Annotated in this window: 17 protein-coding genes and 1 pseudogene; 5 read left to right on the top strand and 13 right to left on the bottom strand. The window is 50.5% G+C overall.

Annotated elements, in window-relative coordinates:
- Window positions 1-3 precede the first annotated feature (3 nt).
- The gene (locus AAEY27_RS04385; protein WP_342323695.1) at window positions 4-885 is read left to right on the top strand and encodes an alpha/beta fold hydrolase; all 882 of its coding nucleotides are present in this window, start codon (window positions 4-6) and stop codon (window positions 883-885) included.
- A gap of 40 nt (window positions 886-925) precedes the next feature.
- Here AAEY27_RS04385 and AAEY27_RS04380 read toward each other — a convergent pair whose 3' ends face one another.
- On the bottom strand, window positions 926-1,687 hold the full coding sequence (locus AAEY27_RS04380) for a class I SAM-dependent methyltransferase (protein ID WP_342323694.1): 762 nt from the start codon (window positions 1,685-1,687) through the stop codon (window positions 926-928).
- A gap of 108 nt (window positions 1,688-1,795) precedes the next feature.
- On the opposite strand from AAEY27_RS04380, the gene AAEY27_RS04375 reads away from it, so the two are divergent.
- Window positions 1,796-2,575 (top strand): helix-turn-helix transcriptional regulator, encoded by a 780-nt coding sequence (locus AAEY27_RS04375; protein ID WP_342323693.1) that lies wholly within the window; start codon window positions 1,796-1,798, stop codon window positions 2,573-2,575.
- A gap of 43 nt (window positions 2,576-2,618) precedes the next feature.
- On the opposite strand, the gene AAEY27_RS04370 is transcribed toward AAEY27_RS04375, so the two are convergent.
- Window positions 2,619-2,861 carry a cold-shock protein gene (locus AAEY27_RS04370; RefSeq protein WP_425294670.1) on the bottom strand — a complete coding sequence of 81 codons (243 nt, stop codon included), beginning with the start codon at window positions 2,859-2,861 and terminating at the stop codon, window positions 2,619-2,621.
- Window positions 2,818-3,030: a transcription antiterminator/RNA stability regulator CspE gene (gene cspE, locus AAEY27_RS04365; protein WP_023480861.1), complete on the bottom strand. Its 213-nt coding sequence runs from the start codon at window positions 3,028-3,030 to the stop codon at window positions 2,818-2,820. The genes AAEY27_RS04370 and cspE overlap by 44 nt, the downstream gene beginning before the upstream one ends.
- Before the next feature lie 361 nt (window positions 3,031-3,391).
- Here cspE and uxuA point away from each other — a divergent pair, with 361 nt between their 5' ends.
- Both uxuA and AAEY27_RS04355 read left to right on the top strand, forming a co-directional pair.
- A complete protein-coding gene (uxuA, locus tag AAEY27_RS04360) occupies window positions 3,392-4,459 on the top strand; it encodes a mannonate dehydratase (RefSeq protein ID WP_342323692.1) in 1,068 nt (355 codons plus the stop codon).
- A gap of 60 nt (window positions 4,460-4,519) precedes the next feature.
- Window positions 4,520-5,854 (top strand): gluconate:H+ symporter, encoded by a 1,335-nt coding sequence (locus AAEY27_RS04355; RefSeq protein WP_342323691.1) that lies wholly within the window; start codon window positions 4,520-4,522, stop codon window positions 5,852-5,854.
- A 39-nt stretch (window positions 5,855-5,893) separates the two neighbouring features.
- On the opposite strand, the gene AAEY27_RS04350 is transcribed toward AAEY27_RS04355, so the two are convergent.
- Both AAEY27_RS04350 and AAEY27_RS04345 read right to left on the bottom strand, forming a co-directional pair.
- A complete protein-coding gene (locus AAEY27_RS04350; protein ID WP_342323690.1) occupies window positions 5,894-6,022 on the bottom strand; it encodes a hypothetical protein in 129 nt (42 codons plus the stop codon).
- A gap of 22 nt (window positions 6,023-6,044) precedes the next feature.
- Window positions 6,045-6,938, bottom strand: coding sequence for an oxidoreductase (locus tag AAEY27_RS04345; RefSeq protein ID WP_425294656.1), 894 nt, complete (start codon window positions 6,936-6,938; stop codon window positions 6,045-6,047).
- 523 nt (window positions 6,939-7,461) lie between these two features.
- Between AAEY27_RS04345 and AAEY27_RS04340 the strand changes: the two are divergent.
- Window positions 7,462-7,700, top strand: a pseudogene (locus AAEY27_RS04340) (hypothetical protein); the annotation flags it as partial.
- Here AAEY27_RS04340 and AAEY27_RS04335 read toward each other — a convergent pair.
- From AAEY27_RS04335 to AAEY27_RS04300, 8 genes are all read right to left on the bottom strand, one after another.
- Complete coding sequence (locus AAEY27_RS04335; protein ID WP_342323689.1) at window positions 7,655-8,263, bottom strand: hypothetical protein; 609 nt, start codon at window positions 8,261-8,263, stop codon at window positions 7,655-7,657. The pseudogene AAEY27_RS04340 and the gene AAEY27_RS04335 overlap by 46 nt on opposite strands.
- Window positions 8,264-8,698, bottom strand: a complete 435-nt coding sequence (locus AAEY27_RS04330; protein ID WP_342323688.1) for a Panacea domain-containing protein — start codon at window positions 8,696-8,698, stop codon at window positions 8,264-8,266.
- Between the two features lie 530 nt (window positions 8,699-9,228).
- Entirely contained in the window at window positions 9,229-9,798 is a 570-nt protein-coding gene (locus AAEY27_RS22400; RefSeq protein ID WP_425294655.1) for a hypothetical protein, read from the bottom strand.
- A gap of 557 nt (window positions 9,799-10,355) precedes the next feature.
- Window positions 10,356-10,835 carry an Hcp family type VI secretion system effector gene (locus AAEY27_RS04325; RefSeq protein ID WP_342323687.1) on the bottom strand — a complete coding sequence of 160 codons (480 nt, stop codon included), beginning with the start codon at window positions 10,833-10,835 and terminating at the stop codon, window positions 10,356-10,358.
- A gap of 238 nt (window positions 10,836-11,073) precedes the next feature.
- Window positions 11,074-11,766 (bottom strand): hypothetical protein, encoded by a 693-nt coding sequence (locus AAEY27_RS04315; RefSeq protein WP_342323685.1) that lies wholly within the window; start codon window positions 11,764-11,766, stop codon window positions 11,074-11,076.
- Window positions 11,767-12,347: 581 nt separating this feature from the next.
- Window positions 12,348-15,107 (bottom strand): DUF927 domain-containing protein, encoded by a 2,760-nt coding sequence (locus tag AAEY27_RS04310; protein ID WP_342323684.1) that lies wholly within the window; start codon window positions 15,105-15,107, stop codon window positions 12,348-12,350.
- 11 nt (window positions 15,108-15,118) lie between these two features.
- Window positions 15,119-15,451, bottom strand: a complete 333-nt coding sequence (locus AAEY27_RS04305) for a hypothetical protein (protein WP_342325693.1) — start codon at window positions 15,449-15,451, stop codon at window positions 15,119-15,121.
- Entirely contained in the window at window positions 15,451-16,038 is a 588-nt protein-coding gene (locus AAEY27_RS04300; protein ID WP_342323683.1) for a BRO-N domain-containing protein, read from the bottom strand. The genes AAEY27_RS04305 and AAEY27_RS04300 overlap by 1 nt, the downstream gene beginning before the upstream one ends.
- Window positions 16,039-16,042 lie beyond the last annotated feature (4 nt).

Raw genomic sequence — 16,042 nt, 5'->3', positions numbered from 1 at the left:
GATATGGCTGGCAACACGCATTTCCCTGTTCGTTATCAGTTTGCAGACGCCGATGGCGTACGAGTGTTTTATCGCGAAGCGGGCGATCCGAAAAACCCGGTTTTACTGCTGCTGCACGGGTTCCCGAGTTCTTCTCACCAGTTTCGCGAGTTGATCCCGCTGCTGGCGGACAAGTTCCACATTATTGCGCCCGATTTGCCGGGCTTTGGTTTCACCGAAGTGCCTGCCGAGCGGGACTATGTTTATTGCTTTGATGCGCTGGCACAAACGCTGATCGCCTTTGTGGATGAACTGAATCTGCAACGCTTTACGATGTATGTCTTTGATTATGGCGCGCCCACCGGCCTGCGGCTGGCGCTGCATTACCCGGAGCGGGTGAGCGGTTTTATTTCGCAAAACGGCAATGCCTACCTGGAAGGTTTGGGCGATGCGTGGGCGCCGGTACGCGCGTATTGGGATGCGCCAACGCCAGCGAATCGCCAGGTGGTTAACGATGCGATTCTCAATTTAGAAGGGACGAAGTGGCAATATTTGCATGGTGTCAGCGATCCCACGACTGTCGCGCCGGAGGGTTACCAGCTGGATGCGCTGTTAATGGAACGCCCGGGGAATAAAGCGATCCAGTTGGATCTGTTTTTGGATTACGCCAATAACCTGACGCGCTATCCGGAATTTCAGGCCTTCTTCCGCGATGTTCAGCCTCCGGCGTTGATCATCTGGGGGAAACACGATCCGTTCTTTATTCCACCAGGAGCCGAAGCGTATAAGCGTGATAATCCGAATGCAGTGGTTGAGTTGCTTGATACCGGCCATTTTGCACTGGAAACCCATGTGGCGTATATCGCCGGGCGAATCCGGGATGTGATTGGCAACGCGCTTTCCTGAAAAGACTGTGCGCCCGCTGTTCGTCGGCGCACAGATTTCATCACGCCTGGGTCTGGAACATGATGGTGTCGGAGGTAAATGAACCATCGTCTGTCAGGCAAAAATGCTGCTTCACTTCCTCGGACGTGATGCCTTGCAGATGGCGGATCGCCGCGCGCAGCACGTCCGGCGTTTTCATGCGCTCAACCCAGGAACCGTATTCCAGCGCCAGACGATCGGTCACCAGCTTTTGTACCAGCATGCCGCTCTGCTGTGTCATTTGCAGCCACTCGGCAGCGGAGTAATTGCGCACGTGAGAGGGATCGCGCAGCACTTCGATGGTTTGCAGCCAGATATCGAGCACCGGCTGACCGGGCGAGGCGATATCCATCAAAATAAATTTACCGCCCGGTTTCAGTACACGTTTCACCTCGCGCAGGGCCAGCGCCACATCATGCCAGTGATGGGCTGAGTAGCGGCTGATGACGACATCGAAGGTGTCATCGGTAAATGGCAGTTTTTCCGCCGCGCCGTGCACAGTGCTGATATTGTTCAGTTGGCGATCGCTCGCCGCCTGGCGCACCACCGCAAGCATTTTTTCCGAGAGATCGTACGCCGTCACTTCGCGCACAACGCCTGCGGCAACAAAGCTGGCATGCCCTGCTCCGCAGCCTAAATCCAGCACGGATGCGGCGGCATCTTCACTAAGCCACTGCGCCAGACGCACTAAATCCGCGCCCTGCGCATGCACCGCGCTGTTCAAGTAAGCCTGCGCCTGATCGCCAAATTGCTGCTTCGTTAATTCGTGATGATTGACCGCCATTCTCTTTTTCCTTTGTTAACACGACAAAAAGCTGCTCTTTGCCGACTATACGACCCTCCTTATAGGGGTACAATATTGGCACTTATACTGGTATTAACGAGTACCACCATGGAAAACACTTTATTTGCCGGGCCGAAAACGCTCGGCGATTTTTTGCGATCGCAGCGCGAAAATACTGCGCCCGCGGATATTGGCCTCCCGGCGCAAGGACGGCGGCGCACGCGTGGATTGCGGCGCGAAGAGGTCGCGCAACTGAGTGGGATCAGCACCACCTGGTATACGTGGATTGAACAGGGGCGCGACATTGTGGTGTCGCCGCAAACGCTGTCGAACATCGCCACGGTGCTGAGAATGAAGCCAACGGAACGCAACTATTTATTCCATCTGGCGCGGCAAAACGATCCTCAGGAAGAGCAGGTAGCCACGGTAGAAAATGAAGCGCTGGCGGCCGTGCATCAAGTGGATTGCCCCTGCTATTTGCTAGATCTCACCTGGAATATGCTGGCGTGGAATAAGGCTGCCGAAGTGTTGTTTAGCGGCTGGTTGGGGGATGATTCGCAACCGAATATGATGAGTTTTATGTTTCGTCACCCGCTTGCGCGGACGCTGGTTGCTGACTGGGAAACCCGTGCCAGCCGGATTGTCGCCGAGTTGCGCGCCGATGCGATGCACTATCCGCACGATCATGGGCTGAACAGTTTTGTGCAGAGTTTGAGTAACGATAGTGAGCTGTTTCGGGCGTTTTGGTCGCGTCAGCAAGTGGTTGTTCGTGAAGGCGGTGAGCGCGTTTTTCTGCATCCGCAACAGGGAGAATTGCACTACCGGCAGATGACCTGGCAACTGACCAGCAATCGCTCGGTCAAAATGATTATGTTAATGGCGGGGTGATATTGCAGGCATAAAAAAAGGCCAGAAAACTGGCCTTTTTTTATTATTTACGGAAATCCAGTGCTACATGGGATGACTGGAAAAGCGCGGCGATATTATCAAATGTCATCATTGCTGATTTGCAAAAAATACACTTGGCACCAACCGGATTTTTCTCAGTAACATCAAAACTGGAAATTCTGTATTGCGACCCGTGACAGCACGGGCAGCGAAAATGGATACGGTTACTAATTTCGTTATCCTTAGCGCGGTACCACGTTTGCGGCAGCCGGGCCTTTTGCACCATTTTCAATGGTGAATTCAACTTCTTGATTTTCATCAAGAGTACGGTAGTTATCGCTCTGGATTGCAGAGAAATGTACGAATACATCTTTGCTGCCGTCTTTAGGAGTGATGAAACCGAAGCCTTTCTCAGCGTTGAACCATTTTACGATACCAGTCATTTTATTAGACATGTTTGTTACCTTCTATTTTGTTAGCCATTTTTGGCAGCAATGGTCTGAGACATTATTTTTATCAGAGTGTAAAGAAGACCCAAAAAGAAGTAACAACGAGGTACTTAGAGATGAGAGAGACTTTAGTGAACTACTGGAGATAATGAATTATCAAACCGACGACGCATTAACGCATGGTTGTGCCTCACGAAGCAAGTTTTAATTCAAAAAGTTTTGTCAGCGATGTGTAAACCCAAGATAAGCAACGTCACTCGCAAAACAACGTTGTGTGAAGCAGATCGCAAAAAGTTGCCGGGACGCACGTTATTATCAATACTAGTATGGCAGTTGAGTTTGTTTACTTTTAAAGGTGGTAATGAGCATGCAAATGACAATGCGCTGGTTTGGACCAGTTGAAGACAAGATTCCGCTGGAACACATCCGCCAGGTTCCAGGCGTTGAGGGCGTTGTAGGCGCGCTGTACGACGTGCCGGTTGGCGATGTGTGGCCCAAAGAGAAAATCCGCGCGCTTGCCGACCAGGTTCACAACGCTGGCCTGACAATGGAAGTTATTGAAAGTGTAAACATTCATGATGATATTAAAATCGGCCTTCCTAGCCGAGATCAGCTGATTGCGAATTACCAACAAACCATCCGCAACCTGGCGGAAATCGGCGTTAAAGTCATCTGCTACAACTTCATGCCGGTCTTCGACTGGATGAAAACGGACATGAACTACGTTCTGCCGGATGGTTCATTAACGATGGCGTTTGAGAAAAAAGGCATCGATAAAACCCTCGACGAAGTCGTAAAAGAAGTGCTGGAAAACTCCAACGGCTTCGCCCTGCCAGGCTGGGAGCCAGAACGTCTGGCGAAAGTGCAGGAACTGTTTGCCAAATATAAAGATGTCGATGATGCGAAGTTGCGGGAAAACCTAGTGTACTTCCTTGAGCGTGTTATTCCGGTATGTGAAGAAGTCGGTGTTAAAATGGCAATTCACCCGGATGATCCACCGTATTCTATTTTCGGTTTACCGCGCATTGTTAAAAACCGCGACGATCTCGACTGGATTTGTAATGCAGTAAATTCTGAAGCCAATGGAATTACATTGTGTACCGGTTCGATTGCCGAAGATCCGGATAATGACGTTTATCAGATCCTCGCCGAATTCACCCGGCGCAAGCGCATTCATTTTGCGCACGTGCGTAATATCAAACTGATTAAAGATAAAGATTTCTACGAATCAGCGCATTTATCCCGCTACGGTTCGCTGGATATGCACAAAGTCATGAAGGCGTTGTACGACAATGGCTTTGAGGGCTACATCCGCCCGGATCATGGGCGCTTTATCTGGGGTGAAACCGGGCGTCCCGGTTACGGCCTTTACGATCGTGCGCTTGGCGTTACCTATTTACACGGGCTCTGGGAAGCCCTCGAAAAACAAAACTAATATTTTATGGCCGGTGGTTCCACCGGCTTTTCTTGATGACAAATCCGTAAGGTATTCTCTATGTCCCCGCTGTTAGCATTATTCTGGGTGCTGGTAGGTATTGCGCTCTTAGTTGTCATGAACCTCAAATATAAATTTCATAATATTTTCGCCTTACTGATTGCGGGTATTTTTGTCGCAATTATGGAAGGAATTCCGCTCGACAAAATAGTGACCGTGATTCAGGACGGACTGGGCGGCATTCTCGGTCACCTTGCGCTGATTATTATATTTGGCGCGATTATCGGGAAATTTATGACAGAATCCGGTGCCAGCCAGCGAATCGCTGACACCGTTATTGAACGCTGTGGTACGCGTTTTCTTTCCGTCGGTTTAATGTTTATTGGCGTTATTTTTGGTATCGCGATGTTCTACGAAGTGGCGTTTTTGATTGCCATGCCGCTGGTATTGAATATCGCGAAAAAAGCCAATATTCCGTATATGAAATTAGTTGTGCCAACGGTCGTCGGCGCCACGATGGGACACAGTTTGTTCCCGCCGCAGCCCGGTCCGGTCGCGCTGATCAGCGCGTTTAACGCCGATATTGTGCAGGTTTATCTGTACGGCATTCTGGTAATTATCCCGGCGCTGTTTTGCGCAGGCATTTTATTGCCGAAATATCTGCCGGGGATTAAAGCTATTCCCCTGAATTCATTGCTTAAACCGGTTGAAGAAAAGTCCTCACAGGATTTGCCTTCCTTTGGCATCAGCATCTTAATTCCGTTAATTCCCGCCGTGCTGATGATTCTGGCCTCCATCGTGAAAGGCTTCATGCCTGCGGGATCTGAACTGGTAAAAGTCTGCGCATTTTTCGGTAGCGCAGAGATCAGCATGCTGCTGGCGACCCTTGCCGCCGTCTGGTTCCTCGGTGTGAAACGCGGCATGACGCCGGAAGGCGTGACCCATTGCGCCAGTGACGCGATTGCGAAAATCGCCAACGTGTTATTCGTTATCAGCGCCGGCGGCATCCTGAAGCAGGTTATTGTGGTTTCCGGGGTCGGCGATCATATCGTAACGATTATGAGTGATGTTCCCTTATCACCCTTTATTGTGGCGTGGATAATCACGGCGATTATCCGCATTCTGACCGGACAAGGTGCTGTCGCAGCAATCACTTCCGCGGGTATCGTTGCGCCGATGGTTAGCGCTTTCAACCTCAACCCGGCGCTGATGTGCCTGGCGGTCGCCTGCGGCAGTAACACGATCACATTGATGTATGACGGTGGCTTCCTGCTTTTCAAAGAGACATTCGGGATTTCAATGAAAGACACCTTCAAGACATGGGGTTTGCTGGAATTGATTAACTCGGTTGTCGGCTTAGGTATGGTGCTGCTGCTGAGTCTGTTTATCTCTTAAGCCAGCAAGATGAAGCACCGGTGTAAACCGGTGCTTTTTTTATGCGCGGATATCGTCGTATTCACGAGTGTTATCAAATTCGTGCTTAGCGCTCAGTGGGTATTCGTGTTGTAAATTCAGCCAGCTGTCCTCGCTCAGCACAGCGCTGCCAGACGAATAGTCATTCACCCTTCGCGCCTTAATGATCCTTTCAGCCCGGCCCATCACTGCCCGCGGCAAGCAGCGGCACGATCAAATCGCTAAGCGGCGTTGCAATACCCTGTTTGCGGCCATAGCGCTGCACCACCCCATTACGAATGTCCCACTCCATCGGTCGTCCGGCCTGCCGATCCGCGAGAATAGAGGTCCCTAAATCGATGGGATAGCGTTGAAAATGATTGACAATTTCTTGCGGCACGTCATCGCTTAACGTCGCCCCTTCGGCACGGGCAACAGCAAGACATTCCCGCAGATAAACCAAGGCCAGTTCGCTGATATCGGCACGTCTGAACATGCCCGCGCGACGCCCGGTGAGCACCATCAAACCGGCGACCGCGTTCTGCAACAGCTTGCGCCAGGCGACAGAGAGAAAATCGGCAGAGAGATCAACCTCGCAGCGCGTGCCCTGCAACGCGGCCAGCACCCGGCTGGTTTCCGGGGTGTCGGGCAACGTCAGGCGTGGTTTACCACGCAGCCAGACAGACGCATCGGGTTCACGCTGTGCCGGAAACCACACCACCGACGGCAACACCGTCGCCCCGGAAACATACGGCGCGAACTGCGTTTTCTGCTCCACCCCGTTTTGCAGGGCACACACGACGGTATTTTCGTCACATAATGCCGCCAGCCACGCAGCGCTATCATCCAGTTGGGTTGTTTTGACCGCCACAAAGACCAGGTCGAACGGCTGTTTGATGTCGGCGGGATCGGTCAATACCGGGCCAGGCACTACAATCCGCCCCTCGTCGTGGCGCAATATCAGTTGCGGGTGCGCGGTGCGGCCACAAACGGTTGGCGTACGCCCAACTTCATGTAACGCAGCCGCAATGGTAGTTCCAATGGCGCCGGGGCCAACAAGCGCAATGCGGGGATTCTCTAACACCATGAACACGCTCCTGATAATCATTTACCATTTTGATGATGAAATCATAAGCAATATGCTCTTTGTATGAATCCCAGGCAATAGAACCCAGCAATGGTAAGGTCGAAATATTAGAAGGCTATAAACAACAGGAATGGTTTGGGAGTTTGGGTAAGAGGTAGAAAGAAGAAATTTTTGGAGGCGAAGGGAGTAGAACAAACCAAAACAAAGCCATACTTCAAGCCATTTCATGAGTTTTTATTTTCACGCCTATACACATTCCTATACACATTTATCTCTCGCTAGGGCTGTTCGTAGGCGCTTTCCCTCTCCATTGATGGCTTAAACTTCACGGCCACAATCCTGCCGCCGCACATCTTATTGTATGATACCTCTATCCCACAATAAGGAACCTGCCAGCCATGGGAATGACCAGCCGCAAAAAAGAGATACTCAGCTATTTTGAACCGGATAGCCGCGATTGGGTAACGGGTGAGATCGGTGCGCTGCCGTTCGATATGTCCACGCCACCAGCTCGAATCTACCCGTCCCTCCTCACCCCTACAATGAAACGGCTGTGTTAGCTGTCGTGGTTCAGACGATTAAAGACGGCTTCGACAATGGCCGAATCATCGCAAAACGGATCCACGCAGCCAGGTTTCAGACAAAGGCGGGAAAAGCATGGGATAGGATATCTATAGCGCGTGGAAGCGTCAGGGAGACACGCGCGCGAAGCATAGCTATACAGGGTATATATTATGCTCTCTTTCGTACCAAATTAGATAAAAGTGTCCATGCAGCTCAATACCCCAAGCTCTTTTAGTATTACCTAACCTAAATCGAAATATCGTTTCAAATTGTTCATAGCCTAGGCTAATCCATCTATCAATAGCATCATTACATAAATCAGTTATATCATGCCCATGGTGCATGCGGAGACCTGAGTCAGAGATCATGTTTTCAATTTCTGCCCAGTCCATCCCTTCAAGGTGATTCATGTTATTAGTAATTGGATCTAACCATTCATCACCTCCCCATGCTCTAGGCTCTTTCAAATCATTACCTGAACGCCAGCCCCAGTGACCATCGCAATCAGCATGCCTTGCGCACCAAGTCATCTTTAAACCATAGCGAGAACCAGTATGATTTGTTACTGGTTGTTTGGGGACTTCAAGTGAACCGATAGCAGAGCCAATAATCGGCGTTTTTTGTAAATCAGGAAGGAAAGCAATTTTAGGTGTAGTGGGAATAAAAGACTCTTGATGGGCGGTAGCAAGCCTTACTGATTTTTGCTTTTTTTTATCAGCCCTGGCTTGCTTTCTTTCTTCACGTGTTAGTTTTTTGGTCATTTACAGAGATGAATAATATTCAGCCATGGATGCTTTGGTTATGGCTGTAGAACAAGAAGCCATTGGCTTTGATTCGCCTCTGGCTTCAAGCCACGGTGCTTCTTTATGCGTTAAGTTACTAAGCCACTGTGCAGTCTTATCGCCATAAAAATCCAGAACTTTGTCTATAGTGTCTTGTTGATTTTCGCTTAATTTCGACGTATCACCATCGCTAAAAATAGATTGATCAACTTTAAACAAGCCACGATGCCTAGCATACAGACACTTGTTTACAGGCCCATTTGCCCACGCTTCAAAATCTTCTGGGAATAATTCTTCTTCGTCCCATACCAAAGCCCAAGCCTGGCTGTAATAGGTAAGCTTCTGGAGCTTCATTGCTGTAATTTCGCCAGTTTTTTCAAGTATGTACTTTGCGGCGTCTATTACGCTTGCCATAGATAACTCCCTTTGCTTCTCAGTCTATAAACGTCTACTAACTTTAATAATCGCATATAACCACGGGTATTGCCCATCTTAAAATACCATTTAGAGATTCTGCGTGATAGCTCACTATCTCCGAGCAAGATATCCGGGGCGTTTGGCTGATACCGTCCTAGAAACCAGCGACTTGCATCGTAGCTTTACCATTCGGCAGCATGGTTACTGCTATATCTCTTTACTGGCGCGACCTGTGATGGGTTTTGTTGTTCGAATATGCAAAGGCGGATAAAGGTAATTTAGTTAATACGCATCTACCACGCAGCATTGGCTTCTTCCACTGGTAGTCGGGTGATCGCATCATTTCGCGGAACCTGTCACGCCGTAGGCATTAACTGAACGTTCTATCTCCCGTTGATCTGTCGGGGTAATCTGGTGGCCTCCATGCTCCAATTTGGCGACAGTTAACAAAGCGATCTCGCGTGGTGTCATGGAAACTATTCTTGGCTGGTGGTGTTCGGTCATTGTATTAGCAGTTCGGCGAATTACTACCGCACACGCCCGGTTATCCTGTCCACAACCGGACTGAATGCCCGCCAGTAAGCAGCCTCGTACTGTATAAGCCTAGATAACTTTCGCTCGAACGTATCCCATCGCATACCCTTTGGTTTAGGGAAGGTGTTCGGGTGGTTAAACAGGTTACGAAACTGCTCACCGTCTCCCCAAATGGCGTACCGCTGGCGGCGAATACTCATGCGCATCCGATCCAACTTATCCCCACTCTGACTTTTGTAGTGAAGTTTCCAGCACTCCCGGCAGGCAATATCTTTTGAACCGATATACAACTTAGCCACCCGCTTTACACAGTGAGGGCAGACATACCATTGCCGCACACCGTAGCCTGCCCGCGTTGTGTCAGTTCGAATAACCCGCGTAATGCCGTTTATTGTCATGGCGTAACCATCGGCCTGCCGGAGTGTGTACAGGGTTCCGCTCTCTGTCTGGCAGTAAAGCTGCGTACCCGGTACAGCGTCCACCAGCTCGCTACGGATGTGCGCAAGGAATTGCAGGCCAATGCGGGGTAAGTCAGTTGTATAACTGCGAGTTCTGTTTCTCACCGGCTGCCCTCTCTAATGCGCAGCCTGTACATTCCTGTACAGACTTTTGCTCACAGCTGCGCAAAAATGAATACGAAATAATATGCGTATTTAACTGCAAATTGCGCGAGAATTTTGCAAATCAGCACTGGCAAACACCAGTGATGGCGAGTGCTACGGGCCGTTTATCTGTTTCGTTCTGCGCAGTCATTTTACGAACTGCGCAATTCACAATTTTCGGGTTTCGTATCTGCGAATTTTTGATGTGCGTACTGCGTGCTTTTCGCAAAAACCAGTCATGACAAGGCGTTGAAGCTGGTACACAACTGCGAATAAGTTGCGTAGTTGGTGAAACTACGTACCAGATCTTAGCATTTCTAAGCATCTCATGGGGTAGGTGCAAAGTCTGCGCAATGCGTATCCTTCACCGAAAAATATGGGGGAATTTTCCACTATTCGCTAATTTGCTCCAGATGGTCGGGATGTATTGGAGATGGGATCGCCTGTTCTTGAGCGGCTTTCGCAGCCTGTCTTCGGAGAAAAATTTAAGGGACTTTCGTCCCTCGTCGGGAAGCGTATCAGGCAACGCAGCGATCATTCCATGAATCGCGGTAGATAATATTTCCATCTATATACTTCCAGGTGATCGCCTGATAGCGCATTTCAAGCGTTTCCAGATGGGTGCTGCTCATACCGTTAGGTGATAGGTGCGGCGCAACAGTCGTTATCTTGACGTTTTCCAGGATGATATTGAAATACTCAGACTCAATGCCTGCCTCCAGAATACGGTACATCTTGATCGTTGCTTTTTTCAGCGTGCGGCCTTCGCATACAGCGCGATACAGAAGTGGTGTTGTCTGATCGAATTCTTTCACTATCGTTATGGGGCTGTGGACACGCGTTCCGGTGAGTTTGCCCCAACTGGGGTCAACAGGAATGGTGACACCGTGCGAAAATGATTTTAATTCGATGGAGCCTAAACGCAGTGGCATTAAACAACTGCCAACAATAGGGGAGCCGTTTTCATCTTCAAGCCATAAATGAGCGGGAGTAGACATGTAATTTCCTTATCAGTGAGATTTCTATAGCGGTAATAGCCAGGTGTTTACTATTTCACGTAACGGGCAAATACATACACCATGAATATGAAGAAAACACCTACCGGCCAGATCGGGCCATCTGGGAAAAATTGTACCAAGACAACAGCGAACAAAAGTGTTAGTAATGCGGGAGCGTATGTCGAAAATAATGACCTGAACAATCTCTTAAAAAACCTTCTGATCAAATTCATCATTTTTATCGGGTCATCCTGGTAATGATGTCTGCAATATCACTATCCGATGCCCATTGAGCTTTAAACGCTTCGGCCCGCTCAAATAATGGAGCTATCAGAAAATACATCATTTCCAGCTCTTGAGCGTATAGAGCAGAATAGTAAGCAGGATAAGCAAAATGAAGTCGATGGGCACTATCCGCTGCCTTCTGGACGACGCCATACAGTCCAGCACCCACCGTAACCGTATTTGCCGCACGTCCAGCTAAAGCGCTCATGTTAAGGCTCAGGTTCAGGCCAACAGCTACCGACATGGCTGTTGCTAAGGCAAACCCATGACTGGTGAAAGAATTGGCGGCAATATGTACATTCACAGCCATTAGCCTTTGTTTGATATACTCTAATTGATCGGATGTTTTATATTTAAATATTTCTTCAAAATAGATTTTAAGCATTTCATATACAACATCTTCATGCTGTAGAAGATGGTAAACCCCTTTAGCAAATCGAATATCCTCGGTCTTTTGTTGCTGGCAGACGTCCTGATATTCATAAGTAAAACAGGATGTGTAATACAACGCACGTTTTGCTCCAGCGCTTATTGTGCCAATCTGGTCTGATACCGCCTTTCCAACGCCAGTTAATGCATGATCGAGTTTCAATGCGAGGATTTTATTAGCCTGCAAATAACTGATAACTTCATTGCTGTAATACATAACGCTCCTTGTGAATTTCCATTAAGTCCCTGTTGCGGCTAAATGGTAGACGTTCCGAGCTGGTGAGTAAATGCCACGCATTTAGAGTCACGCTGGAGATCAAAGTTTAATGCTCAGCCGAACAAAATGCGCTATTCCGTTCCGTCCCGTATGACAGGGTAACGATACCGCCAGCGGCGTTATTGCCATTAGCTTATCGTTCGCTGTGGTGGGGATCTGCCACCAGCCGCCCATATGCCGAAATCTGTGCGGTCATTTATTAACCACCCTCATTTACTTTCTGCTTTTCGCATAATAAGCAGAAATAGTGTTGTCTCAGTTGTCTTTGTTGTCTCATAGCGCTACAGACCGCGCCACGTCTGAGGTTTGCTGAGACAACATTGATGGTTTTGTGTTGTCTCACGCAGGGTAAATGTTGTCTCACTGCCAGCCAGTCAAAAAATCACAATTCGAGATGTTGTCTCACAACAGCTAAATGTTGTCTCGGAAAATGAAATAAAAATCTTATAAATCAATGTAATTTACAAATTGAGACAACAAAGACAACTGAGACAACACCAAAACTACGTATGTGAAGAAAATTATTCTTCTGGCTGGCTATTCTCTTCCTCTGGCAGAAAATTGAGCACATATACACGTATCTGCCTGCCATCTTCACGGACACGCCCCTGATAACCCCTGCCGCTTGTCGGTGGAGTGAGCATCCCTACGCCTTTCAGGACTTCGGCAAACTGTTTAGCATTAAATCCCTTCGCAATCTCCTGTTCGAAGGTTGCCGGGAAGGTGTAGAAAATTATCGGGTCGCTTTCGTGCCCCCCTTTCTTTCGGTATCCGGCTAAATCACGAATGGGTAAATCACGCGGATCATACCCCAGCGGAGCATAGCGGCTCAGGCCGTGCGCATTCAGAAACGCTTCGGTCTGCTCAACAATCTGCTGGTGCTCTTTATTGCCGGTGCCGAACTCGCGCAGCCAGGCGTTGTAGCTGTGCTGTATCGCATCACGACACGTCTGGGTATCCCATCCGGTGACTACTTCACCCAGTAGTAACGCCGCTTCCAGAATGGCAAAACGTACGGCCACGCGGTGTACCTGCTCGCCATAGTCAGCAGGGATAAGGCCGCGCCAGCGTGCTTCACACTCACGAACGGTATCAATGGCTTGTTGCTGGTGGTCGGCCAGCCATTTAATCCACTCCCGCCCGGCTGCGCCGTGGTGGTGCTGGTAAGCGTCTTTTAGCGCGTCGGCGTGCTGTTTACCATTCTGGTGGTCGTGGAAGCGTACCGTCTTGCTTAGCGGGATATTCAGCAGGCGCACCAGTTGCCCGGCTTTGGTCTTGCGTCCGGCGGTGGCTATAAAGGTTTCCAAGTCCATTTCCCCGGTGCTGATCGCCACGGTGCGCCAGCGCTTTAAATCGCGGTTGCCACCCTCCTTTGCTCCCTGCAATTTCCCCACGCCGTTAAACAGCGCATAGGCAGACTGTGACACACTCACCGGGTCAGCCCCCTGTCCGACTTCATCCAGTGGCATCAGCCCGTCATTATGTGCGGCGGCTTCGTTTGCCAGTCCCAGCGCCGTGCCGTACCACGTCAGTCGTAGTAAGTCCGGGTTACCGTATAAGCTGCTCGCCACGTTAGCTGTAGTGGTCTTTCCCGCGCTCGATTGTGCATAGAAGTGAATGCCGAACCCATCAGCGCCCACCAGCCCGATTAACGGGGCTGCCAGTGCGGCGGCAATACCTGTCATCATCGCGTAGTTACCGTATGCCAGCCGCGCAACACTGTTACGCCAGCTCTCCGAGGTTCCCGCCACGGTGTATCCGGCAGCGGCAGAACTGCGACCACTGAATAAAACGGGTTGCGCAGGTACGCCGATTATCTCCCCGTCTGGCATGATGTATGCCCCGCACTGCCAACCAGTAGCGTGAGCAACGCGCCACAATTCACGCGAGCCGCTACGCTGTAGCCAGTCGGCCAGTATCGCCCGTAAGCTGCTTTTGGTAGTGACATTAACCCCGCCCGCTTTCAGGGTGCGCCAGCCTTCACGCTCCCCGATATCAGCCAGGGGGATAGCCGCTATTGTCGGTATGCCTGCGCCAAAGGCCAGCCAGCGTAATATCAGGAACTGATCCTTATCGTCCCGCCCGGTGCCGATAACGTCCAGCGGTGAGGCCAGCCAGCTTTCATTGTTGATGACCTCTCCGCTTTCTTTGTCCACTTTCGGCACAACCCAGTAAACCCCGTCACTACGGCTTTCAATGTGAGGTTTTAACGGGTCTTTCTCTGGCTGGTCTGTTTTCCCGCCCTCAATGGCCTGTAGATGTGGTATCACGCATTCCCCTTGCGGCTGGTACATCGAATCGTTAAACGCAGCCGTAGCGATTTCCAGCCCGTGTTGCTGGTGATAGTCGTTCCAGTCGACTTTATAGTCTGTTGGCGGTACAGATACCCAACCCGTGACAGCAAACGCGGCTTTTTCTGCGGCATCCGTTCCGGTGTTGGGCTTGTCGTCCAGTCGGTCGTTATCAGCAGCAATGATAATTTGCGCCTGCGGGTGCTGCTGGCGCATCGCTTCGGCGACGGGTAGCAGGTTGCCAGCATCAATTGCTGCCACTGTCAGGGCTTCAGGACGAATTAAGTGACACGTTAGAGCGGTAGCCAGCCCCTCGGCAAGCACTACTCTCCGTGGCTGCTCCGGTGAGTTTACGGGGTGATATGCCCCGCGTTTCGCCGAACCGGCCAGCAGCCGCTTTTCTCCCGTCGGAGTAATAGTCTGTGCCGCCACAACAGCGCCAGATTCATCCACCAGCGGCAGGAGTAACGAACCATCCGGCATAACCAGATAGTTAAAACCGGGCAGTCCTTTTGATATCAGGTAATCAGATTCGCCCTCTGCGGCCCGCTGGCGCATTCCGGCATACAGACGGGCAAACGTAACCCGGCGCTGCTCTGCATCCTCTGCGACCTGCTGCTGGCGTTCCTGTTCACGTTGCTGGCGCGATGCCTCCAGCAAATTGCGCCGTTGCATGGTTGCGGCCTCCTTGGGTTGTGCTGCCCGGTAATCAATACCTAGTACACCTGCGGCAAGCCGTGCGGCCTCCGTGGTATCGCAATGATTCACCTTTTTGATTAGATCCAGTCCGTCACCTGCGCCACACTGATTGCAGATGTGAGCGCCGCGCCCATAATCATCGAACCGGAAGCGGTCTGTTCCTCCACATGCCGGGCAGGGGGCATGACGGCGCGATGAATCAGGCACGTCGATAGACAGGCCTGCCAGCACATAAGGCCAGTTGCCAGCGGCAGCGGCGGTCACTTCGCGGATAAGGTCGATATTACGCATCGTGTTACCCCTCAGTGCGCCGCTGGCATTTCAGGCCAGCCGTATTCATCCAGATCAACAATAAAGTGATCATGTAGCTCTGCCAGCATTTCACGCCCAAACGGGGTCAGCTCGCGGCGCTCCATATCCTGCATAGCACGGTAGAACACAATGCCGCTCTCTGTTCCCTGCTCAATGCCGTAGCGCTCACTGGCCTCGAAACTCTCCTCGTCACCACGACGAGAAAATGAGGAGCTGGCATTAGCTGGCAGATGTAAAGCCAGTTTTAACCTCATGCGTGCGCATATGCGCAAGGCATACATCAGGCCAGCCAGAGGAAAGAATTTATTCTGGGCGGCGATCATTAGTGAACCTCCGGCAATTGAGGCTGATATTTGCACCATAATTCAGCTTCTTCGGCGATTAGACGGGATTTTTCACCTTTGCAGGCTTGCAGGTCTTTACCGCGCTTATTGGCCTTTTTGTCACAGGCCGCCTGTCGCTTGCTGTGGTCGTTCAGGAATGCGAACGGAACACCGTATGAGCCTGTTTTACGAATTGACGGGATAACTTCGCGGAATACGCAGTTAGTGAAACGATGGACGAACGTTCCGGCGGTGGTGGCCTTGCGGCTGCGGGCGATCAGTTTGTAGAAGCCAGGCTCTGATACTGTCCGCATGTTCTGATTACCGCCGGGGGTATAAGTTAAACTTACCCCCTTTTCATCGTCATCAAGTGCGGCAATTGCCATGCTGTGATTGGAAAGCTCCAGCGTCTCGCAAACGTCTTTGGCAATAAACCACGGGTTACCGTCACAATTCACAATGCGGACTTTCTTACTCTCAAACCGGATAACGGAAATATCGCTATCAGTAACGGTGAAAATATCCTTCTGGCTGGAGTTGGATTGTAGGGCGGCCTCCGAATTGAATCGGCTTTTTTCGATAGTCATGTTT

The sequence above is a fragment of the Kosakonia sp. BYX6 genome, assembly GCF_038449125.1.
GTDB lineage: Bacteria > Pseudomonadota > Gammaproteobacteria > Enterobacterales > Enterobacteriaceae > Kosakonia > Kosakonia calanthes.
This window is presented reverse-complemented; position numbering and strand designations above follow the sequence as displayed.